At 44.5% G+C, this 21,638-nt stretch carries 20 protein-coding genes and 1 pseudogene; 3 read left to right on the forward strand and 18 right to left on the reverse strand.

From position 1 onward, the window contains the following. Window positions 1-11: 11 nt before the first annotated feature. From LP667_RS07655 to LP667_RS07670, 3 genes are all read right to left on the reverse strand, one after another. Window positions 12-779, reverse strand: coding sequence for a ribonuclease HII (locus LP667_RS07655; RefSeq protein WP_021731564.1), 768 nt, complete (start codon window positions 777-779; stop codon window positions 12-14). Further along, a complete protein-coding gene (gene ylqF, locus LP667_RS07660; RefSeq protein ID WP_021731565.1) occupies window positions 772-1,626 on the reverse strand; it encodes a ribosome biogenesis GTPase YlqF in 855 nt (284 codons plus the stop codon). The genes LP667_RS07655 and ylqF overlap by 8 nt, the downstream gene beginning before the upstream one ends. A gap of 577 nt (window positions 1,627-2,203) precedes the next feature. Then, window positions 2,204-3,352, reverse strand: a complete 1,149-nt coding sequence (locus LP667_RS07670; protein ID WP_021731566.1) for a cobalamin-independent methionine synthase II family protein — start codon at window positions 3,350-3,352, stop codon at window positions 2,204-2,206. 189 nt (window positions 3,353-3,541) lie between these two features. Between LP667_RS07670 and LP667_RS07675 the strand changes: the two genes are divergently transcribed. Next, window positions 3,542-4,471, forward strand: a complete 930-nt coding sequence (locus LP667_RS07675) for a LysR family transcriptional regulator (protein WP_021731567.1) — start codon at window positions 3,542-3,544, stop codon at window positions 4,469-4,471. 239 nt (window positions 4,472-4,710) lie between these two features. Here LP667_RS07675 and LP667_RS07680 read toward each other — a convergent pair whose 3' ends face one another. The 7 genes and pseudogenes from LP667_RS07680 to LP667_RS07710 all read right to left on the reverse strand — a co-directional run bounded on the left by LP667_RS07680 (window position 4,711) and on the right by LP667_RS07710 (window position 11,935). Further along, window positions 4,711-5,646 (reverse strand): restriction endonuclease, encoded by a 936-nt coding sequence (locus LP667_RS07680; RefSeq protein WP_021731569.1) that lies wholly within the window; start codon window positions 5,644-5,646, stop codon window positions 4,711-4,713. 183 nt (window positions 5,647-5,829) lie between these two features. Continuing rightward, complete coding sequence (locus LP667_RS07685; protein WP_056988288.1) at window positions 5,830-6,528, reverse strand: NADPH-dependent F420 reductase; 699 nt, start codon at window positions 6,526-6,528, stop codon at window positions 5,830-5,832. Continuing rightward, window positions 6,525-7,583 carry an LLM class flavin-dependent oxidoreductase gene (locus LP667_RS07690; protein ID WP_021731571.1) on the reverse strand — a complete coding sequence of 353 codons (1,059 nt, stop codon included), beginning with the start codon at window positions 7,581-7,583 and terminating at the stop codon, window positions 6,525-6,527. The genes LP667_RS07685 and LP667_RS07690 overlap by 4 nt, the downstream gene beginning before the upstream one ends. Window positions 7,584-7,868: 285 nt before the next feature. Continuing rightward, on the reverse strand, window positions 7,869-9,344 hold the full coding sequence (locus LP667_RS07695) for an MFS transporter (protein ID WP_021731572.1): 1,476 nt from the start codon (window positions 9,342-9,344) through the stop codon (window positions 7,869-7,871). A 366-nt stretch (window positions 9,345-9,710) separates the two neighbouring features. After that, window positions 9,711-10,664, reverse strand: a complete 954-nt coding sequence (locus LP667_RS07700; protein ID WP_021731573.1) for an aldo/keto reductase — start codon at window positions 10,662-10,664, stop codon at window positions 9,711-9,713. A 27-nt stretch (window positions 10,665-10,691) separates the two neighbouring features. Continuing rightward, on the reverse strand, window positions 10,692-11,327 hold the full coding sequence (locus tag LP667_RS07705) for a putative quinol monooxygenase (RefSeq protein WP_021731574.1): 636 nt from the start codon (window positions 11,325-11,327) through the stop codon (window positions 10,692-10,694). A 15-nt stretch (window positions 11,328-11,342) separates the two neighbouring features. Beyond that, window positions 11,343-11,935, reverse strand: a pseudogene (locus LP667_RS07710) (DapH/DapD/GlmU-related protein). 220 nt (window positions 11,936-12,155) lie between these two features. Here LP667_RS07710 and LP667_RS07715 point away from each other — a divergent pair. Further along, window positions 12,156-13,040, forward strand: a complete 885-nt coding sequence (locus LP667_RS07715; protein WP_021731577.1) for a LysR family transcriptional regulator — start codon at window positions 12,156-12,158, stop codon at window positions 13,038-13,040. Between the two features lie 73 nt (window positions 13,041-13,113). Here LP667_RS07715 and LP667_RS07720 read toward each other — a convergent pair whose 3' ends face one another. Then, on the reverse strand, window positions 13,114-14,037 hold the full coding sequence (locus LP667_RS07720) for an amidohydrolase family protein (RefSeq protein WP_307725414.1): 924 nt from the start codon (window positions 14,035-14,037) through the stop codon (window positions 13,114-13,116). 477 nt (window positions 14,038-14,514) lie between these two features. Between LP667_RS07720 and LP667_RS07725 the strand changes: the two genes are divergently transcribed. Beyond that, window positions 14,515-15,522 carry an aldo/keto reductase gene (locus LP667_RS07725; RefSeq protein WP_056988287.1) on the forward strand — a complete coding sequence of 336 codons (1,008 nt, stop codon included), beginning with the start codon at window positions 14,515-14,517 and terminating at the stop codon, window positions 15,520-15,522. Window positions 15,523-15,732: 210 nt separating this feature from the next. On the opposite strand, the gene LP667_RS07730 is transcribed toward LP667_RS07725, so the two are convergent. From LP667_RS07730 to LP667_RS07760, 7 genes are all read right to left on the reverse strand, one after another. After that, window positions 15,733-17,211 carry a S41 family peptidase gene (locus tag LP667_RS07730; RefSeq protein WP_021731582.1) on the reverse strand — a complete coding sequence of 493 codons (1,479 nt, stop codon included), beginning with the start codon at window positions 17,209-17,211 and terminating at the stop codon, window positions 15,733-15,735. Window positions 17,212-17,240: 29 nt separating this feature from the next. Beyond that, window positions 17,241-17,462 carry a YozE family protein gene (locus LP667_RS07735; protein WP_021731583.1) on the reverse strand — a complete coding sequence of 74 codons (222 nt, stop codon included), beginning with the start codon at window positions 17,460-17,462 and terminating at the stop codon, window positions 17,241-17,243. 12 nt (window positions 17,463-17,474) lie between these two features. Next, window positions 17,475-18,119 carry a YpmS family protein gene (locus LP667_RS07740; protein ID WP_021731584.1) on the reverse strand — a complete coding sequence of 215 codons (645 nt, stop codon included), beginning with the start codon at window positions 18,117-18,119 and terminating at the stop codon, window positions 17,475-17,477. A 12-nt stretch (window positions 18,120-18,131) separates the two neighbouring features. Next, complete coding sequence (locus LP667_RS07745) at window positions 18,132-19,076, reverse strand: SGNH/GDSL hydrolase family protein (RefSeq protein WP_056988286.1); 945 nt, start codon at window positions 19,074-19,076, stop codon at window positions 18,132-18,134. A gap of 150 nt (window positions 19,077-19,226) precedes the next feature. Then, on the reverse strand, window positions 19,227-20,078 hold the full coding sequence (locus LP667_RS07750) for a DegV family protein (protein WP_021731586.1): 852 nt from the start codon (window positions 20,076-20,078) through the stop codon (window positions 19,227-19,229). A gap of 105 nt (window positions 20,079-20,183) precedes the next feature. Beyond that, window positions 20,184-20,675, reverse strand: a complete 492-nt coding sequence (locus tag LP667_RS07755) for a dihydrofolate reductase (protein WP_056988285.1) — start codon at window positions 20,673-20,675, stop codon at window positions 20,184-20,186. A gap of 10 nt (window positions 20,676-20,685) precedes the next feature. Continuing rightward, window positions 20,686-21,636: a thymidylate synthase gene (locus LP667_RS07760; protein ID WP_021731588.1), complete on the reverse strand. Its 951-nt coding sequence runs from the start codon at window positions 21,634-21,636 to the stop codon at window positions 20,686-20,688. Window positions 21,637-21,638 lie beyond the last annotated feature (2 nt).

The following is a 21,638-nucleotide window of genomic DNA, read 5'->3' on the forward strand; positions in this document are numbered from 1 at the left end:
TAGTTACGGATTTACGCGCGCTTAGCGTTTCGAACCGGTGAAAAAGATTGGCGATGAATCGGAGTGGCCCCGAGACTGGCCAACCCGGCCAAATGCTTAGCAGTCCCGTAGCCCATATTATCAGCAAAGTCGTACCCGGGATACACTTGATCGTACATTGTCATCAAGTGATCCCGAACGACTTTAGCGACAATACTAGCTGCTGAGATACTGGCACTCTTTGCATCACCTTTGATTAAACGAGTCTGTTCAATCGGCACTGGCACCTGCATCGCGTCAACTAGTAAGCGCGTTGGTTGAACCGGCAAATTATGAACGGCCTGGGCCATTGCGACCCGGGTCGCCTCGTAAATATTCAATCGATCAATCTGCTGCGCATCCGCAACGCCGATTCCCACGGCGACCGCTTCTTCTAGGATCCGTGGCATCAGGGCCGCCCGTTTCTTGGCTGTTAATTGCTTTGAATCATTGACTTCTAGCAAATCAAAATGATCGTCCAAGACCACAGCGGCAGTTACGACCGGGCCAGCTAACGGACCGCGACCAACTTCATCGATCCCAGCAACGTATTGTCCGCCGTGGGCCCAAAAATCCCGTTCTAAACGCATATGTTGATTAAAACGTGTCACTAATGCCGCCTGTTTTTCAGCTTGTCGCAAATAGTGTTGATAAGCCTGTTGCACGCCCTTGCGAGGATCGGCTTGGGCCGCGGCTAGAAGTGCTGCCGTTGGTTGCTCAGCCAGTAGCCGTTTAAAATCCGCAATCGTTCGTTCAGGCATCGGGTTGATCCCCCGTTAAGTCGAGCGTAAAGCGCCCAAGCCGACCCTTACGAATATCTAAGAGGAAAGCCACGCAGAAACGTTCCCAATCATCGCGCATCCCCGCATTTTTGGTCATCGCAATCAGTAATTCTGGATTTGGTAAGGCCAACTGATCAGCTGTCAAATGGTAACGGTCGACTAAGCGTGTCGCGTAGTGCTGCTTGAAGAAGTCCAAGGCAAACAAAGCAACGTCATCGTTAGGATAGATATTTTCCTTGATCGCACCCGTGACGGCCAGCTTGGTCCCAACGACTTGGTCTTCAAACTTCGGCCATAAAATCCCTGGGGTGTCGAGTAATTCCAATTTATTGGACGCTTTGAGCCACTGCTGGCCCTTAGTAACGCCCGGACGATCACCGACTTTGGCAATTTTTTTATTGACAATATGGTTTAATAAGGTCGATTTACCAACGTTGGGAATACCGACACAGACCGCGCGGATTGGCCGATTAGTAATACCGCGAGCTGCAATCTTGGCTAACTTGTCAGCCAACATGTCACTAGCCGCTTGCGTCATTTGCTTACCAATCGTGCGACTACGTGAATCGACCGCGATCGCAACTTGACCCTGGTCTTCATAATACTTGACCCAGTCAGCTGTCGCTTGGGGATCTGCCAAGTCCTTCTTGGTCATAATTAAGAGGTGTGGTTTTTGTTGAACCGTTTTTTCAATTTCTGGATTCCGGGAAGCCACTGGAATCCGGGCGTCGACCAATTCAAAAACAATATCAACTAAGTGTAAATTGTCCTGAATTTGATGAATCGCCTTGGCCATATGACCTGGGTACCATTGAATATTTGCCATTACGTTGTGCTCCTTTTTCTCGTGGCGTGAATGCCTTCAAGCTTTGATCATTGTTAAAATTTTTTAACAGCACTGGCTGTCAAGCCGATGCTGCTAGTTCCAGTGGTGACATGCTTAAGTATTCTGCACTAACCGCTACTAATGCACTCATTCGCTGAAGCCGTTAGTCACTGTGCATTCATGAACTAAACATCCCACGCTTACTAGTCTAGGACTAGCATGGTGCAGCAATCTATATTTTACCATGTTTACACCGACCATGCTTTGAAACCGCCCATTGACCTGCTGCCCAAGACATCTTCACGTTAATTTAGTTAACCGGAATCTCTGTACCATTTTACTGGGTGCAAGCTTGCGATAACTGTCAATTAGTTCGTTAGTCAAAGCTCATCGCACAACCCCACTTAGATTAACGCTTCGTTGATAATGTCCGTCGCTACAATCATAATCATATACACAGTTCGCCTACTGCCGACCACAAATAAGCGCGACGTCACAGTCCCTCATCAAGGTGACTGTAACCGTCGCGCTTATTTGATTGTCGTTTGATAGCCGTCAGCTAACTAACTGACGTGACTTAATCCCAGAATTTAGCCGCAATCTTTTGTCCCTGATCAATCTTTGCCCACTGCTGAGCCTCCGTTAACTCGTTGCCTGAGTCACACGAAGCGAAGCCGCATTGCTGGGATAAATATAACTGGTCCTTATTCAAGATTTGACTAGCTTGTGTCAGTAACCGTAACGCACGATCTTCATCATCTAAGGTATTGGTTTTACTGGATAACAGTCCCAAGACGACTTCCACATTCGGCCGGTCCTCAAGTACCTTGAGCGCTGAAAGATCACCGGCGCGGTCATCGTCCCATTCAAGGAAGAAACGGTCGTAGTGTTGATCATGCAGGAACTTCTTAGCAATCGTATTGTAACTGCCTTCCGCAAAGTGCCGACTTTCATAGTTACCACGGCAATTATGCGTCCAAACTTTCAATCCTAATTGATGACCAAAATCAACTAATTCATTATTAGTGTTGACAGCCACATCAGCTAATTCTTGGAGACTGCCATTTCCAGCACCAAAGGGACTTTGCTGATTATCACTGGCAAACACTTCCCACAAGCAGTCATCAAATTGAATGATTTTGCCACCCGCAGCCTGATAATCCGTTAAGAATTCTTTATACGCCCCGAGTAAGCCTGCATGCAAGTCATCAACAGTCTTGTAAACCTGGTCCGGGCCATATAACTTATCAATGTATCCAAACTCAACAAAGGCGTGCGCGGGACTCCAGATCGTTAATTTAACGTCATTACCATCGGCTTGTGCCTTAAGTTGCTGATAAATATCGATGAAGTGATGATGCTTACCCGAAAGTGGCGCCGTGATTTCAATGCCAATATCTTTACGTGTTTCAAAATCACTGCCGTCATGATCACGAAAATTATAACCTTCATCCGCAATAAACCGCCGAACCCCACTAAACCCCCAGATAAAATCTAAATGCCACATTGACTTCGTATATTCGCCATCCGTTAGCACATCAATACCATGCGCTTTTTCGGTGGCAATCACCTTTTTCACTGCCGCTGTTTCGGCAGCCTGATAGCCCGGCAAAGCCTCATAGAATGGGTATTGAATATCGTCACGATGTTCGATTTGATTTTTATAAGTAAGTAAACTAGCCGGGCGTAAGAGTGAGCCAACCAATTGGAAATGTGTTTGTGTCATAATGTAATCATCCTCCGTGTCTGTCTTAATGAGTTTATTATAACAATCTGATTAGAAAATAGATAAGACTGATTACATTGATGATATAATAGGCAACACCTATAACTTAAATAATTTATTCAATCACGCCAGCTACAATCATGCGTTAACTAGATACTGAAACCAGACATTTCTCAGGAGGTGCACTTAATGCGTATTCAACAATTGCGCTACTTAGAAAAAATTGCCACGACCGGCTCAATCAACGAGGCGGCCAAACAACTATTTATCAGCCAACCCTCATTATCCCAAGCAATGAAAGAACTCGAAAAGGAATATCAAGTACAACTATTTTATCGTCATAAAACGGGGATCACTTTGACGGATGCGGGCCGTGAATTCATTAACTATTCCCGCAGCGTCCTCGATCAAGTTAATTTACTCAACGAACATTTTGGCCAGGGAACCGTTCGCAAGCGGATCTTTAGTGTCTCTGCGCAACACTATGCGTTTGTCGTGAACGCCTTTGTCGAATTGGTCAAGGAAATTGGTGGCGATACTTATCAGTTCACATTACGCGAGACTGAAACGGCCAACGTGCTCAATGACGTTCAGACTTTGAAAAGCGAACTCGGCGTCATTTACCTTAATAGGTTCAATCAGACCGTGCTTAGCCGTTTGATTGCTGACAAAGACTTAAGCTTCGTCCCGTTATTCGAGGCCCACCCACACGTCTTCGTGGGTCGTGATAACCCGTTAACGCACAAGCAAGAACTGACTTTGGATGACCTACGAGACTATCCCTACCTTTCTTATGAGCAGGGCGATACGAGTTCCTTTTATTTTGCAGAAGAAATTCTCAGTACGCTGCCTCATAAAAAACATATCCGCATCAGTGATCGGGCCACGATCTTCAACTTGATGGTGGGTTTGAACGGTTACACGATCAGTTCAGGCATCATCAGCAGTGAACTCAATGACGAAAAAATTGTGGCAATCCCACTAAAAGTGGACGATGCCATGACCCTTGGATACCTGCGCCATAAAAAAATCGAATTAAGCACGACAGCCCAGCGCTATTTGACACTGTTGAAACAGCACATTCAAGGATATGGCTTTGACGTTTTTAATGATAATTGACTACTTGACACATGACGTGACTGAATTCATTTTTTGTCAACAACAGCCTACAGTGGTGGGTTGTTTTTTTGCAATTTTGATCAAGGCCTTAATGTCCAAACCGTGATTCCCCTCACTAAAGCATTTAAACATCATATATATCCTTTTCAAAACCCCCGCTGAGTTGTGGATTAACTCAGCAGGGGTATCAGTTTTTTATCTTACTTTATTGATCAAACTTCAACACACTCAAAGCCCAATCAATCTTGTTCATAATAATATGCATTTAAAGTATATGTTTTAATGGGGGTAATCTGTAATTCATATTTTTCAACTAAATCAGCTAACTCCTGACCATCGATGAGTGTTACCGTATTATTCCCCTGCATCGCCTTAGCTTTAGCTCGGTTGGTGAAATGACTAGTTGTCACAAAGATACCATATTCAGCATTAAAACTATCCATGACGCCCTTAAATTTATCAATTTCAGGCTCGGATACCTGGTCCTGCGTATACCGTTTGCACTGAATTGCCACCCGGCTAGTACGAAATTCGTCGGATTTAAAATAACCAAAGCCATCGATACCGTGATCAGCTGAACGTACCACACCACGATTTTTATCAATGGTCACACCCATTTTTGAAATCAATGCTCGCGAAAAGTTTTCAAACTTTCCAGGATTGAATTTTTTTAAACATTCAATTAAATCACTCTTCCATTGTGATTCATCTGCATCTTGCTGCGACTCTGGATCATCGATTACGACCAGGTCTTCATCCCTATCTGCCAACTTGTCATCAGCTTCCTGCATTGCTGTTAATTTCCGGTGTGCTCTTTCACGTGTCTTTTGATTCCAATAGTTCGTAACTAGTTGGTTTTGTTCAGAGGTCGGATAATGTGATAATGAATCAGTTCTGCCAATACTTGTCAGCGAAACTTCCTTTCCCCATTCTATAGAACTAATATAACCAACTGTAAGTAGATTTTTTAACCCAAAGTTGAAATCGTATAGGAAGGGATTATACGATCGTCCGGTCCGTGCACTGACTTTAGTATCATAGACATCCTCATACTTCAGATTAGCATATTCATTTGCAGCAATTGTCTGGCGGATTATTTTTCGTGAGGCTGTTCCGCCAAGTTCCCGCAGTGCTAAAACAATTGCCTTCTCTACATTCCAACGCTTATAACTCATTTCAAATGCCAACTTTCAAATTTAATACCAACTATTTTTTGACACGGCAAACTGTCAATATTCGGCTTCCAAATTTATTCTATCATGTTTGAATTAGGCTTGCGCTGATTACTGTATCATCTAACCAGCTAAAGTCACGAAAAAACGGCATTCAACTCGAATGTCGTTTTTGTCTTGCCGTGACTACTCGTTTGTTTCAACATCCAATACATGTTTACCCGCCAGCGCACGGCCAAAATCAGTTTCATCAAAATGATCAATGATTTGCTGAAGCGCGGTCGCACTTAAACTGGATCCAAATAACGGACTGCCGGGCTCAGTCATAATACCATTCGCCAGTCGGGGATAGCTAATGGGATCAAACCCAAGCGTCTCCACAAAGTGGGCCACAGTTGCTACGGCTTGGGGCTCATCACCAGCTACCAATAGGGCCTTCCGCGCCGGATCGCCATTAGGTCTGGCGTCTTCTTGCAGATTATGATAACCCATATGATTCAATGTTTTAACCAGATGGCTCCCTTTGAAGTATTGCTGGACTTGTTCGCTGGAGGACGTCTGGGGATCCAGAACTTCTTCCCGTACCCCGTCTGTTTCCCACCAATAATTCATAGCGTCAATTACAAGTTTGCCATCAAGCGCCGTAGCCGGGATTTGCCGGTAACGACTCAGCGGCAATGCTAAAATAATTAACTCACTGTTGGCGATGACATCCTGATTTTCCGACGCAATTGCACCCGGAACCAGTGTTTGAATCGTTAGTTCAATTTTGCTTACTTTGCCAGAGCCTGAAATGCGAACGTTATAACCGGCCGCCAATGCAAGTTCTGCTAAGACAATGCCAACTTTACCGGCGCCGAGAATCCCAACGTTTTTGATTGTCATTTAGTCGTCACCTGCTTCGCTTGTAAAATAGCTTTAACTTGTGGAATCACCTGTGTCGCATACAACTCAATCATTCGTTCACGTTGAGCCGCCGTTTGATTACCGGCCCCGTATACTAAGTCAAAGCGCCCCAGCCCCAGTGTTTCAATCGTCGTCACGATCCGTTGGGCAACCACGCTCGGCGTCCCAACATAAAACGACCCATACTTTGTTTCACGATCAAACTGCTCATGACTCATTGGCGCCCAGCCCCGAGTCAATCCAATGCGATCAAAATTAGCTTTGATATTTTGATAAGCCACCGTCAAGGCCTCATCCTGATCATCCGCAATGAATCCATGTGAATGCACCGCAATCGGATAAGCTGGCTGATTGAATTTTTTAGCGGCTTCATGATACAGTTTGATATACGGTTTAAATCGGTCCGCCCGACCACCGATGATTGCAATGATGACTTTATAGCCAATCTTAGCCGCGCGAATAATTGATTCTGGTGAACCACCAATCCCGATGTAAGTCTCAAGTTCACCAGTAGCCGTCTTTGGATACACGTCTTGATTCGTTAACGGGGCCCGAAACTTACCCGACCAAGTCACTGGTTTTTCCGTTCGCAGTTGGTCATATAGTGCGAGTTTTTCGTTAAATAGGTCATCATAATCCGTCAGATCATAGCCAAATAACGGGAACGATTCGGTAAACGATCCCCGTCCTAACATCACTTGGGCGCGCCCATTAGACAGACCGTCTAACGTTGCAAACCGTTCATAAACCCGAACCGGGTCATCGGAACTCAGCACCGTTACTGCTGACGCTAATTTGATGTGCTGGGTCACGGCAGCGGTGGCTGCCAACACCGTTTCCGGACTTGAGACGCTGTAGTCTGGTCGGTGATGTTCACCAATTCCAAAAATATCCAGCCCATACTGATCCGCTAACTGACCTTCGCGCACGATTTGGCGCAATGACTCGCCCGCCGACTGTAAACTACCATCCGCGTTCGCCACAATATCCCCAAATGTTTCTAACCCAAATTCTAGTTGATTAACATCAATCATTTTAATGGCCCCCATTACTTTCGTTTTGCTTACTTTTAGTAAGTGATTGATGTTAATATAACGTATTCGCGCTTTAAATGCAACTGATAGGTACAGCTTGCTAGTCATCAATCATGATTAAAATAACCTGCTAATTAGATGGGTGCCGATCCGGTAGTCATTCACTGATACAACCATCGGCGGCAGACTAAAAAGAGGTATTCAATTAGAATACCTCTCCATAACTCATCTATAAGTTGATGCGCACAAATAATAATTGCAATACCCCAGCTTAAAACGCAATGCCTAGGCTCGTAACTGCCGCTGCGTCTCATGACGTTGTGCCCATAAGTTGATCACTAAAGCGACAATCATTAATCCGAACGCCACAATCATGATATTTTGTAGTCCTGTGTGTAAGATACCGCGCATCATCGGCACTAGGTGCGCTGGCAACTGGCCCGCCCGACTAGCATCACTCAACTGATTCATCATCGCCATGGTGATTTTACCATCCGATTGTGCCACCCCACTGGTCAACGCTTGGTTCATGATTAGCCCAAAGATAGCCGTGGTAAACGTCTGGCTGAGCATCCGAATCAAATAACTAAACGAGGTCGCCACTGGGATATCACGTTGATCAGCGTCCACTTGCACTTTAACTTGTAATTCATTAAAACAAGCTCCGTTACCCCAGCCCTCAAAGAAACCTGCGAGTAATAAGACCCAGTATGGGAGTTTGACACCACCAATCATTAACGGCACAAAGGTCAAGGTCAAAATGATAATATTGAGTGTCAAGACCCGGTGCGGTGTTAAGTGCCGACGTAACCAAGGAACTGATTCACTACCACCAAAGTTAGCGAACGCACTCGGAATCTGCGTGGCACCACCAATTAATGCCGACGTCCCTAATAAGCCTTGCGCCCACATTGGACTATAAGTCAAGAAGGCCACAAAAGCGCCCCAAATGAGCACGAACAGTCCAAAATCGATAACTAACGCTGGATTCTTAAACAACCGGCCGGGAATAACTGGGTCCACCGCCTGCCGTTCAACCACGGTCAAGCTTCCTAGCATGATCAAGGCGACGATAATCACAATCGCAACGATCCACAGCGACACCATGCCAATCAATTCGATCCCGCCAAGTAAGCTGATGATGCCGATCGCCATCAAGGCTGCTCCGGCACGGTCCATTGGTTTTAGATTATGTGGCCGCTTCGGTTCCTGATAAAAGATCTGTAGCAACACGGCCGATAAAATCCCAATCGGCACGTTCAAGTAAAAGATCCAGTGCCAAGACCACACATCGACAATCACACCACCGACCATGGGGCCAATAATCGTTGCCATACTAAAGCAAGCTGAGACTAGTCCTAGTGCCCGCATTCGGTCACGCGGATTCTTAAAAATATCCGCATACATGATGTAAGGTAAGGAAATCATCCCCCCGTTGCCAAGACCCGCAATCCCCCGAGCAATAATCAAAAACCAGATATTGGGTGCTAATCCTTGTAGTAAGGAGCCGACAATAAAGAGTGCCGTCGTCATTTGATAAGCCCGCTTATTACCAAAGCGCTCACCCATTTTTGACCAGATCAAGGTTGAAACTGCCGTTCCTAGTAAGAAAACGGCCACGATCCACGCCATTAACCGTAGACCGTGTAAATCCGCAATAATTGCTGGTAGCGCCGTATTCACATTCGTACTATCGATACCAGCCATAACGTTCGATAGCAACAGGGCGCCCTGAACAAAATAAATGGCCCGTCGATTCACAACAAAACTTCTTTCTATAATTGCTAAACATCTCGTCAGTCGTTCAGCTAAAAGTTACCTCAATCCAACCCGTTGAAATTCACTATTTCATACTGATCAATTAACGCACAATTTCTAGTATACCGCTTTACCCCCACCAAAAGGCAAGTTCCAAAACACAATTTAAAGTTAGTGACCATCCCAAGATTAAGATAGTACTGGAATTCTTTCAATCAACATCCAACCATCAAACAACAACGTCTACTTGCATGTGATAATTTGGCTGACTTAAGTCAAGTGACCGTAAAAGACAATTCGACAGCAACTGTGCGATGCATAACACAATTGCTGTCGAATTAGTTTTATGGCCATTTTAAAGTTAACTCGTTAATTCATTGCGTCTTCCCACGCCGCCTGCGGATTGATACCAGTCTTAGTTGCAAGCCTTTCTAAAGTTTCAATATCAGTAGTAGACAACTGCAACTGGCTGGCCTTAACTTCATCGGCAACATACTTTTCCTTAGTCACACCAACAATTGGAATGGTTCCCTTCTGCATCGCGTAAGCCGTGGCAATTTCAGCAACTGACGCATCCTGAACAGTACCAATTTGTTTCATAGCGGCAGTTAAGTCTTCAAGTTGTGGTAAAACTTTGTTATATGTTTCCGCGCGTTGACTCCCTGCAGGTAATGGGTGCTGGGCATCATACTTTCCAGACAAGGCCCCCTGTTCAAGCACCATGTATGCGAAAAAATTGATATCGTGTTCACGACAGTAATCAAGTAAGCCCGCTTCTTCCGATGAACGATAGAGTAAACTATAATGATTCTGAACAGCGGATGCTTGAAGCCCTTCAGCCCCAAGAATTTCATTGACCCGCTTTAGTTGGGCTAAATTGTGATTCGATACACCAACGCGCTTAACTTGACCATTTTTAACTAATGGAATTAATTGCGGGGTCCATTTTTCAATGTCCGCCGGATTGTGAATCCAATAAATATCGATGTAATCTGTGTTTAACCGTTGTAAACTTCCCGCCAACATTGCGGCAACTGCACGTTCACCACTAGCCATTTGCGGGGTAAACTTGGTCGATAATAAATAGTCTTGCCGTTGATAGGGCTTTAATAGATCACCCAAGATTTGTTCCGAAGCACCCACCCCATAAGCATAAGCCGTGTCAAATAAGTTCAGTCCTTGCCGCATGGCACTTTCAACAACCGGCTTTAAGTCATCTCCAAATAAATGGTTTCCAAAAACCTGGTCGCCACCAGCCATTCCCGCTCCCCAAGACCAAGTTCCTAGTGCAACAGCTGGTAACGTTTCATTTAATTGTGGCATTTTATTAATCCCTTTCGTTTTCAAGTGCTAGTCAGACAGATCGGGCTGCATCACCATAGTATCAACGTCCAGAACAGTTTTGATTATGCACTCAGTATACGTCTTTAGCCAAATTAGCCATTGATCGGAATAATTGGCTAAATCGTGCTGATTGAGATAGGTCAACAAAATTAACCAGTGCGTGGTCTGATCAACAAAAGTGGCAGTATAAAGAGCTAATTGTTGCTTTCTTACAGCAATTTGGGATGCCAAATCCGTTTCAAATTGTGTATTAAGCTCAGGCGCAATAGTGAAATCCAGTGATAGGACCTGATTAGTATTGGTTCCACTCACCATCAAGCCGGCTGGCGGGCTCACTATGTGTTGCAAGTGCAACTCATCAATTGATTTTTTAGTAACGACCGTTTGCGCCAATTGACCATATCGCTTAAACTGGGGCGAATTGGTGTGTATCTGGTAACTCGCTGGGTCGCGATAAAGTTCAAAAATAACGTTATGCGTGCCCACTTGATCAGTATGCGTTGCATACATTGCTAACGTCCCTGGTCCAGTTACTAAAGAAGTCGTCATATTATACTGGCCTTCCGCAGCAAACCGTGCTTGGTCAGTCACATTGATTTGTAGCTGGTATCGTCGAAATATTAACTGTTGATTTACCGCCATCTGAGGCTCCTTTCGCTAGTCAAGTGCTGGTAATGACTTAATCCTTTTTGCCGGGACACCGCCAACGATTTGGTTATCGGGAACATCCGTCACTACCACGGCTCCAGCTGCTATCACAACATTATGTCCAATGTGAACACCACCGATAATCGTCACATTACCACCAATCCAAACATCATCACCAACCGTGATAGGCGCTGTATGGGTGATTAAATAACGACTCCATCAGACCGAATCCCAAAACGTTTACGGGCATCAAGGGAATGTTGGCCGCAATAAAATTTAGTATCAGGCGCAATAATGACCCGATTTCCCAACGTAATCCGATTTGAATCCTGAAAATAACAATTGCCATTGATAAAGACATCATCACCAACTGAAATATGGTCTCCATAGATTGCTTCAAAATGACCATTGATGGTAACTCGCTGGCCGGCTGCGTGAAATAGCTCATGAATCGATCTACTACGGCTTTCAGCATCGGTTTGCGTATTCATTCGTTGGACTAACGTTTTACCCCGAGCCAATAACCGTTGTAACTCAGGGTCACGATAGTCGTAGTCTTGTCCTGCTAATAATTTTTCGTGTTCAGTAAGTGTCAAGAACATCTTCCTTTCTTAAATCCCAATTATTACTTGCAATCAATTGTTCTTTTGATTCATTAACAAGTTTTAAAAACAAATTCACTAGTTAACGGAACAAATTTTTTAATAATTTGCGCTGCACCATCATTTTCGTCACAGAATATCGGACAATTTTTTCATTATGAATGCAAAAGTCCTATAATAAATGTATATTGATACCGAAAACAAATAGTGAGGCTCGAATATGGAAACACGTATATTAAATTACTTTCTAACCATTGCACGACTCGGAACGATTTCCGCCGCAGCACGTGAATTACATGTTGCTCAACCGACCTTGAGTCGTCAAATTCAACAGTTAGAATCACAATTAGAAGTGCCGCTCTTTACCCGCGAAAAACATCGAATGACATTAACTAAGGCAGGGCTAACCTATCAGCTAAAAGTTCAACAGATCCTAACTGAATTAAACCAGACGAATCAATTAATCAAGAACATCAATAACGATGCTCTGACTGGTACCATTAATATTGGTTGTGTTGAATCAGCTTTAATGGCTGAACTGGCACCACTATTAGTCGCCTTTCACCAGCAAAATCCGAATGTTAATTTTGATTTTTACGACGCTGATGGAACTGCCATTCAAGATCGGTTGGATCAGAACTTATTAGAAATCGGCTTTGTCTCGACTCCAATCAATGCCGCAAAATATCACGCGCGACGACTACACATTAATGATCGTTGGGGCGTTGCCGTTTCCAAAACAAATCACCTCTATCAGCAAAAGTTCGTCCAGATAGCTGATTTGAAAAATCAGTCAGTAATCATCCCCCATCGACAATTGGTCAAAACTGAGCTGAATGCTTGGTTGTCACCAGCGAACCAGGCCTTGCAAATCGTTGGTGAATATAATCTATTAACCAATGCGACCGCTTTAGCGGCGAATGGTCTGGGTGTTCTCATTTGTATTGAAGGGGTGGCCCTTCCAAAAACCAGTCACTTAAAGTTCATCCCATTTCAGCCTGAACACAATCTAGCGCATTTTTTAATTTGGCGCCAAGACGTTCCGCTTAGTAAACCTGCCCGATCATTGATTGACTTTTTAAAAACGCAACTATTTATTTCGTAATCCCTACTAAAAATACGGTTTTCACATCCAGAAACTTGTTCCCGTAATCTTCATAATCCTTAACTTAGCTCAATTATTGATTCAAAAGGCGTAACGCATTAGTGAATTCGATCTGTTGCTTTTCTTGATCACTGATGTGCATTTTGGTAATTGCTTTTAAAATCATGGCACTGGCACCGACCGGTAAGCTTCCAAAGGGCGCATCCGTCCCAAATAAAACATGGTCAGCACCGAAAAAAGCAACGGTCAGGTCTAATGCCAGTGGATTACCTAGGATAGCTGTATCGACAAAGAACTTATGAAAATCGCGAGCTTGTTGCGGTGTCAGAATGGCATTGATCCGACCCGCAAAGAATGGTACCATCCCACCAGCATGATGAACGATAACTTTTAGTTGTGGATAGCGCTGAAAAACACCCTTCAAAACTAGTTGTTGCATCGCCTGGGTTAATTCATATTCCCAACTAAAAACAATATTATTATCTGGTTTACGAGTATCAAAAATTGGATGTAACCAAATCGGTAACGCTAACGTCGATGCCATCGCGAACAAGGGTTCATAGTCAATAGTCGCAATACTTTTCCCTAAAGCCCGGGTAAAAAGCTGAATACCAAGTAGCTTAGGATTCCCCATTACCTGTTCAGTCATAATCTTTAATGCGCCAGCAAGATTATTCATTGGCACCATGGCAACTGCCCCAATAAATTGATTGGGATTTTGTGCAGCCATCGCCGCTAACTCTTCATTAGCAGCCCAACAAAGTGCCAACGCTTGCTCAGAATCAACATAATCTTCAGGGTTCAGGTTAACCATACTAATTACCTGCCGCGTAGCTACAATCTGTTTTGCTTGGCGATACTTGAGATCAAGTAAAGCCTGGTTATTGATATACGCAGCCTGGTCAGGAATAGTATGGTCAATCGTTAACATCCGTTGATAAAATTGGGGTGCTAGTACGTGGGCAAAAATATCAATTGGAACATTTTCAGTTATCAAATTATTAATCACACTTTCTGTATTAACTCATTTCGATTATTTGACTTTAATTTGGCTTTAAACGTTCATTCAGAGCGCCACTTCGTCTACGATTTCGTAACTGACAAACCACAGTATATCAGTCAAAAAAGTTACTGACGGTTCTTGTAACAACAATTATGCCTGTTAGTAACGCTTACCACTAACTGCTAATGATTAGAATAGCTATATCTCACCAAATTGTCTAATGCTTATACTTAATTGACATCTATGTATATAGTGTATACATCAATCTCCTTAGTTGCTAGTGTTGGTTGGCCAATACACGTTGCGTTAGTTAATCAGTCGCGAACCATGATTAATGCTAAACAACAACTGGCACACCACGTATGTCCTAAGCGTATATTAATCGATTCAAAATGGTTATTAGCCAATTTTCAATATTCTGCTTACAATAAAAACTAGCAATAGATTAAAACACAAATGGAGTGAAGCATTATGGAATATCGTCAATTTGGTCATACGGGTTTACAAGTTTCACCGCTTTGTTTAGGGACGATGGGCTTCGGCACTCCCGGAAATAGCATGTTTCCCTGGGCAATTGGTGAACCGGAAAGCACACAGATTGTTAAGAAAGCCCTCGACCTAGGACTGAACTTCTTTGATACGGCAAATATTTATTCACATGGTGATAGTGAACGACTACTGGGATCGGCATTAAACCAACTGGCAGACCGTGACCAAATAATTGTCGCAACTAAGGTATTTTTTACCGAAAAGAATGCTCCTAATTTGGCCGGACTCTCTAGAAAAGCAATTTTTACTCAGCTCGACAAGAGTTTAACCCGACTTAATATGGATTACGTTGACCTCTATATTATTCATCGTTGGGATTATCACACACCAATCGAGGAAACAATGGCTGCATTACATCAGGTTGTTCAATCTGGTAAAGCACGCTATATTGGTGCTTCCGCAATGTACGCTTGGCAATTTGAAAAGGCCCAAGCAATTGCTAAAGCCAATGGTTGGACTGAATTCGTTTCAATGCAAAACCACCTAAATCTTCTGTATCGTGAAGAGGAGCGTGAAATGTTACCACTGTGTGCTGATCAAAATATTGCTGTAACACCATACTCCCCCCTCGCATCCGGGCGGCTGGCACACCAGCCTAACCAGACAACTCAACGGTCACAAACGGATACCGTCCAAGTCTCAAAGTATGGTGCTACCGAATCTGAGGATCAGGCCATCATCGATGCAGTTGGACAGGTCGCTCGCAAGCATGGCGTCAATCGTTCACAAATTGCCCTCGCTTGGTTATTACAAAAACCAGAGGTAACTGCTCCAATCATCGGTGCCACCAAGGTTGCACATTTGACGAGTGCCATCGATGCGTTAAAGGTTAAATTAGACGCCAGTGACATTCAAGCCTTAGAGGCCCCATACTTACCACATCCCGTCGTCGGCGCTTACGCACCGGGAACTACTGACTATCAACGGTAATAACACCATGTATTTAGTCCAATTAAAGGTTTCATAGTAGGACTCCTGCTTGCCAAATCAATTGGGACGACAGCAATCTTAAAAGACAAGTACGTACAATATGGTCTTTGCTGACTACTTAATCAGTTTAAAATTAGGCGACAAAAAAGGCACAATCAAAAATCAAATGATTTTTGATTGCGCCTTTAAATTATCTACGCTCAACCGAACTTAATTCGTCTTTTCAATCAATTTCATTGCCGCATCGTAAGCCCGGTCATTATCACTGATCTTGTTAGCTAATTCAGTCTCGATCTTGGCCAACGTCTGTTTATCAACCTTGCCATTGACCGTTAACTTGGCATGCTTTTGATACTGCTTGACCGCACTGGTGGTTGAATCACCAAAGTAGCCATTAACGGTTCCTTTAAAGTAGCCTAAGGCTTGCAAATACTTCTGGAACGTCTTGACATTGCTATTGACCTTGTCAGCTTGTAAGTCACTGACCTTGCTAATAACCGTCAAGCTTGCATAACTCGGTTCATCAGCTTTAACATCAGGTGTTAAGCCCTTCTTGTTGATCCAAGTGCCATTTGGTGTCAGCCACTTTGCGACCGTGATCTTCATCTCAGTCTTATCATTAAAAGTCGTCACCGTTTGAACGGTCCCCTTACCATATGACTGTGACCCGACCAGTTTAACACCTGCCGATTGATGCAAGGCTGCGGAGAAGATTTCAGCTGCCGAAGCACTCCCACCATCAATTAAGACGGTCGTTGTCTTCGTTTCTTTAAAGCCACCATCATACTTCTTGGATGCGGTGTACTTTTCGGTCGAACCATCGCGTGCTTGGACCTGCATGATCGTTTTACCGTTCTTCAAGAAGATCGAGGCCATCTTTAAAGCAGCTGTCATCAGGCCACCAGGGTTGCCACGCATATCGATGACTAACTTCTTGGCGCCCTTCTTATCGAGTGCCTTCAACGCCGTCTTAAACTCCTTAGCGGTATTCGTTGAAAAAGTCGATACCGTAATATAACCAATCTTCTTATCGCCACCGACCAATTTGTAATCAACGGTCGTCACTGGAATCTTCGCGCGCTTCAAACTAACGCTAAAGGTTTGACCACTGCGTTCGATCGTCAACTTGACCGTCGTACCGACCTTACCACGCATCATGTTAACCGTCTGTGTCAAGGTCTTACCGGCCACTGACTTACCATTGACCGTCTTAATGATATCCTTCGGTTTCAAACCAGCTTTCTTAGCTGGCGTACCAGCAATTGGTGAAATTATTTGAACATAATTGCCAGACTTTTGAACCTGAGCACCAATTCCAGAAAATGAACTGTCGATCGTGTCATTCAGACTTTCCGTCTCACTCTTGTCCATGTACTCGGAAAATTTATCACCTAACGAATTGACCATGCCGTTAATGGCACCGTTGGCCAACTTATTCGCATTGACCGGTTTGTAGTAATTCTCATTGATCGTTTCATAAACTGATTCGATCTTTTTCATCGCTTTACTAGTCTGTTGCATACTGCTGAGTTGGGCGTTCACTTGCCGGCCAATCAGCCAGTACGTCCCGCCAACCCCAATGCCTAGTGCCACCACGATTGAAATAATATACGTCCATAATCCAACCCGGCGCTTGGGCCGCTGTTCCTTTTTCAAGTGTGGATTGGTTTGTTTGGGTTCCTCTGACATACCGAACGTCCTCTTTCCTACAAATTAATTTAAGCTTCACTCGCCAAATAGGCCTGCCACGCGTCATCAAAAACCGTCATCGTTGGAAGATAGCTAGCATTCAACTCTAAATATTGTGAAAGCTCATGAAAATCCTTACTTTGTTTTGGAAATGATTGATCCAAAAACGCGTTATTCGCAAATTCGGCGATGGCATCAGTACTGTCTGGGTTCCGCTGCGTCATCAAAAATGTGTAAAATGTTTTGTGCATGAATTCACCCCTTTAGTCACTCGTCTTTGGAATGTGCATTTCAAACTTAAATTGATCGTTTTTCAAGTCAAGCTTGTCAACGCTATAGCGAACATCGTGTTTGCCGACCAGTTTATTCAAGTACAAGTCGATTGTCTTCTTCTTAGCGTTCAACTTGACCCACTTAGGTGTCTTATAATTATTATTAATATAATTAATTACAAAACTGATTGGTAAGGACATCGTTCCCACTGATAAATTAGTCGCCTTGAGCGAAATATTACCGTTATCGATAACACTTGGCTGCATTGTGATCACAAAGGACACATCCTGACCAAGCACCTTCGTCGTTCCTAGCAAATAAGCTCCGGTCGAACGGACGACGAACCGGTACTTCATATCCTGACCCTTTTGCAAGTCATTCAAATAATAACTAGCGAGCGCGTTCAGTTGTTGCCGATTCATTGTAATTGGAACACTAGCGGCATCCGTATTACTGGCAGCCGTTAGACTCGTACTTTCACTTGGCGAGCGTAAGACCTGCGTCCCCATATAGGCACCCGTTCCCACGATCAACGCAATTAAAGCCACGGCGACCCATTTCCAAATATTGACTGGTCCGCCCGTCTTCGGCTGTTTAGGTGTTGGTGCTTGCTTAGTTCGTTGTGCTTCCCGCATCTCATTTCCTCCTTACTTCTTAATCAACCAAGCATCATGAGCCATCATGGCCTGATACAACTTGGTCGTAAACACACGGTAACCCCGTTTATTGGGATGGAAATTATCGGCCGTCGAGATTAAATCATTCGTCTTATTTTCAGTCTTCAAAGCCCCCGTGATTGCCTTAGAACTTGTCAGACTCGTTAAAGTCGTTGCACTAGCCGCTTGCTTCAACTTGCGAATCTGTGCCGCCGTCTGGTACTGGCCGTGTGACATGGTCCAATTGATATCCATAAAGTACGTGTGCTTATATTGACTAACCGTCGTCTGCGTCTGATCATTCCACTGGCTAATGTAATGCGTGATCGACGTCACATTTGGAAAGTTCACATAAATTGGATTATAGATGCTAAAGACAAACACCGACGCGGAACTGTTCAAACTTTGTAATTTATTAAATAATTTAGTCAATTTATTGGCATATAACGTCTGTGCTTTGGCGACCGTGGCGTTGTTTTTCGCCGTATTGTTAGAAGTTAGTGACCCTTCCAGCGTTTGCAGCAGATCATTACCACCCACCGTCACGGTAATCACATCCGCCTTGGCAATTTTTTGTTGTAACGCTGTCGACTTATTAATACGTGCTAAAATCTGGTCACTCCGATCACCGGACTTACCGGCATTCGTGGTGGTTACCTTGAGCTTTTGCTTCGTCGCCAACGTCTTTTTGATTTGACCGACATAGCCACCCTCGGCCTCATCGCCGACCCCTTCTGTTAAGGAGTCACCCACAGCTACTAAATTAATTTTAGCTTTATGCTGTGTCTTGCTAGAACTTGCCTTTTTAGTCGTGGTTGGTTTAGTCGTTGCCGACTCATTTTGCGGATGTAGCAAGTAGTTGACCCCGAAAAACACCGCGGCCGCTAATACCGCAACCACTAAAATGACCTTGATTGTTTCTTTAACTTTGGACATTGGCCTCCAACCTTTCTAGCCCTTTAGTTGTCATTCCCGACCACTAACAACTCGTCGCTGAACAATAAAATGGTCACCATCCCCAACCGGGACGATCACCATTCGCCGTTAGTGCTCGTAGACAAGTTGTCTGTGGGCCCTTCGTTCACTTTACGCTAGCGCCTGCGTATGGTATTCCACGGCAAACGCCCCTGGGCCACCATGCGTTGCAATAATTGGCACCGTTGGTTGAACGCTAACTTTCAAACTTGGGAGTGCCGCTTGTAGACGCGCCCGATATTCTTCCACGCGCTCCGTGGCACCAACGTGTGAGATTGCAACTTCCGCCACGTTCGGCGTGGCAATAATATCTTCAAGAACCTTATCGAAGAACTTATTGATGGCTTTAACGCCACGGCCCTTCATCTTCACATCTAAAGCGCCATCATCAACTTCCAAGGCAATCTTAACGTTTAATAACGTACTGATAGCCCCGGTTAACCGACTAACACGACCACCAGCAACGAGGTTATTCAAGGTCATGACGCCCATGAATAACTTCGTATGGGCCTGAGTCGCATGGATCTGGTCAATCACAGTTTGCTTATCAGCGCCACTTTGAGCTAATTTAGCAGCGTTCAAGACCTGAAAAGCCATCGCCCGGTCGGTTGTCCGCGCATCAATAACGGTAACATCGGTCTTCGTAATCGAAGCCGCTTGTTCCGCCGTATGCACCGTCCCAGAAATCGCTTCGAGCATGTTGATACAAATCACACTCGCACCATCCGCACCTAACTTATCAAACGTCTCAATGAACGTCCCTAGCGCTGGTTGGCTCGTCTTTGGTAAAGATTTAGCCGTTGCCATCTTGTCAATAAACTCTTCACGCGTAATCGTCTCATCTTCCACGTAAATGGTGCCATCGATCATGACAGTCAACGGAATCACGGTAATATCGTATTTTTTTACCTCGGCATCCGTTAAATTTGCCGAAGAATCGGTCACAATCTTGATTTTCGTCATACTTTGCCACGCTTTCTTATGCTTGTAACGTTTAAACAATCGTTACAATAAATTAATGCTTTCAGTATAGCAGAAATCTGCCTGAGTTTCACGGTTGCCACTGAATTAACGGCGACGGAAATCATCAAATTCGTACGGATACTGATTTTTCTCATCAACCGTCCCGATTTGTTGGTGCACGAGTTGCCACTGCGTGTAATCCACGGCCGGCATCCAGGTATCCCCTTCAAAGCTTGCATTGATGCGAGTCCGATATAAATAATCGGCCACCGGTAAGACAGCCTCAAAGACCACGGCCCCACCAATGAAAAAAATTGGTTCATTCGGATGTACTGCGGCTAGTGTTTGAATCTCAGCAACATTGCTTAACCGGTGCACATCTGACGGTAACACTAAGTCCGACTGCTGCGAAAGCACCCAGTTCGTTCGCCGTGGGAGCGGCCGCTTAAAGCCCATAAAAGTCTTACGGCCCATCACGACATGATGACCAGTCGTTAACGTCTTAAACCGCCGCATATCGGCTGGCAAGTGCCAAGGCAGCTGGCCCTGTTTGCCAATCAAGCCATTCTGATCTTCCGCCCATATCAAAGCTATCATCACAGCCCTCCTAAATCGCAACCGGCGCCTTGATTGCCGGTGCAGGATCGTAGCCTGTGAGCTTAATGTCACTCATTTGATAATCAAAGATACTCGTATGCGCGCCACTTAATGCCAGTTGTGGTGCCGGCCGCGGCTGACGTGCCAACTGGGTCTTGATCTGTTCCACATGGTTCGTATAAATATGCGCATCACCCAGCGTATGCACGAATTCGCCGACTTCTAAACCGGTTTCCTTAGCAATCAAGTGGGTCAGTAGTGCGTAACTTGCAATATTAAACGGCACCCCTAAGAAGACGTCCCCCGAACGTTGATAGAGCTGACAAGACAGCTTACCATTCGCCACATAAAATTGAAACAAGGTGTGACACGGCGGCAACGCCATGTTCGGCACGTCTTCCGGGTTCCAAGCAGAAACGATCAAGCGACGAGAATCCGGATGTGTCTTGATCATCTCAATAACATTGGCAATTTGATCGATCGTCTCACCCTGGCGTGTTTGCCAGTGTCGCCACTGCGCACCGTAGACGTCACCCAAATTACCATACTTGGCCGCAAACGCGTCGTCTTCTAATATTTGCTCATCAAAAGCTTGCAGCTGAGCTTGATAAATTGGTGCGAAATCTGAATCATCTAACCGTCGATGTTCAAAGTTCGTCATATCGGGGCCTTGATAATCGGGACTCGTTACCCAGTTTTTAAACGCCCATTCATCCCAAATATGATTGTGATGTTGAAGTAAATACTGAATATTCGTATCACCGTGTAAAAACCACAGTAATTCGCTCTTAATCAAGCCAAATGGTACTTTTTTAGTAGTCAGCAATGGGAACCCTTGACTGAGATCAAAACGCATCTGATAACCAAACACACTGTAAGTCCCCGTGCCGGTACGGTCATCCTTATACGTGCCGTGTTCCAAAATGGTGCGGGCAAGTTGTAAATAACTATCTTCTAACATGC

The sequence above is a fragment of the Lactiplantibacillus paraplantarum genome, assembly GCF_003641145.1.
In the GTDB taxonomy this organism is placed as follows: Bacteria; Bacillota; Bacilli; order Lactobacillales; family Lactobacillaceae; genus Lactiplantibacillus; species Lactiplantibacillus paraplantarum.

Coding starts and splice junctions, on each gene's coding strand:
- LP667_RS07655 (WP_021731564.1), bottom strand. CDS start 779: ATGCCTGAACGAACGATTGCGGATTTTAAACGGCTACTGGCTGAGCAA.
- ylqF (WP_021731565.1), bottom strand. CDS start 1,626: ATGGCAAATATTCAATGGTACCCAGGTCATATGGCCAAGGCGATTCAT.
- LP667_RS07670 (WP_021731566.1), bottom strand. CDS start 3,352: ATGACACAAACACATTTCCAATTGGTTGGCTCACTCTTACGCCCGGCT.
- LP667_RS07675 (WP_021731567.1), top strand. CDS start 3,542: ATGCGTATTCAACAATTGCGCTACTTAGAAAAAATTGCCACGACCGGC.
- LP667_RS07680 (WP_021731569.1), bottom strand. CDS start 5,646: ATGAGTTATAAGCGTTGGAATGTAGAGAAGGCAATTGTTTTAGCACTG.
- LP667_RS07685 (WP_056988288.1), bottom strand. CDS start 6,528: ATGACAATCAAAAACGTTGGGATTCTCGGCGCCGGTAAAGTTGGCATT.
- LP667_RS07690 (WP_021731571.1), bottom strand. CDS start 7,583: ATGATTGATGTTAATCAACTAGAATTTGGGTTAGAAACATTTGGGGAT.
- LP667_RS07700 (WP_021731573.1), bottom strand. CDS start 10,664: ATGCCACAATTAAATGAAACGTTACCAGCTGTTGCACTAGGAACTTGG.
- LP667_RS07705 (WP_021731574.1), bottom strand. CDS start 11,327: ATGGCGGTAAATCAACAGTTAATATTTCGACGATACCAGCTACAAATC.
- LP667_RS07715 (WP_021731577.1), top strand. CDS start 12,156: ATGGAAACACGTATATTAAATTACTTTCTAACCATTGCACGACTCGGA.
- LP667_RS07725 (WP_056988287.1), top strand. CDS start 14,515: ATGGAATATCGTCAATTTGGTCATACGGGTTTACAAGTTTCACCGCTT.
- LP667_RS07730 (WP_021731582.1), bottom strand. CDS start 17,211: ATGTCAGAGGAACCCAAACAAACCAATCCACACTTGAAAAAGGAACAG.
- LP667_RS07735 (WP_021731583.1), bottom strand. CDS start 17,462: ATGCACAAAACATTTTACACATTTTTGATGACGCAGCGGAACCCAGAC.
- LP667_RS07740 (WP_021731584.1), bottom strand. CDS start 18,119: ATGCGGGAAGCACAACGAACTAAGCAAGCACCAACACCTAAACAGCCG.
- LP667_RS07745 (WP_056988286.1), bottom strand. CDS start 19,076: ATGTCCAAAGTTAAAGAAACAATCAAGGTCATTTTAGTGGTTGCGGTA.
- LP667_RS07750 (WP_021731586.1), bottom strand. CDS start 20,078: ATGACGAAAATCAAGATTGTGACCGATTCTTCGGCAAATTTAACGGAT.
- LP667_RS07755 (WP_056988285.1), bottom strand. CDS start 20,675: ATGATAGCTTTGATATGGGCGGAAGATCAGAATGGCTTGATTGGCAAA.
- LP667_RS07760 (WP_021731588.1), bottom strand. CDS start 21,636: ATGTTAGAAGATAGTTATTTACAACTTGCCCGCACCATTTTGGAACAC.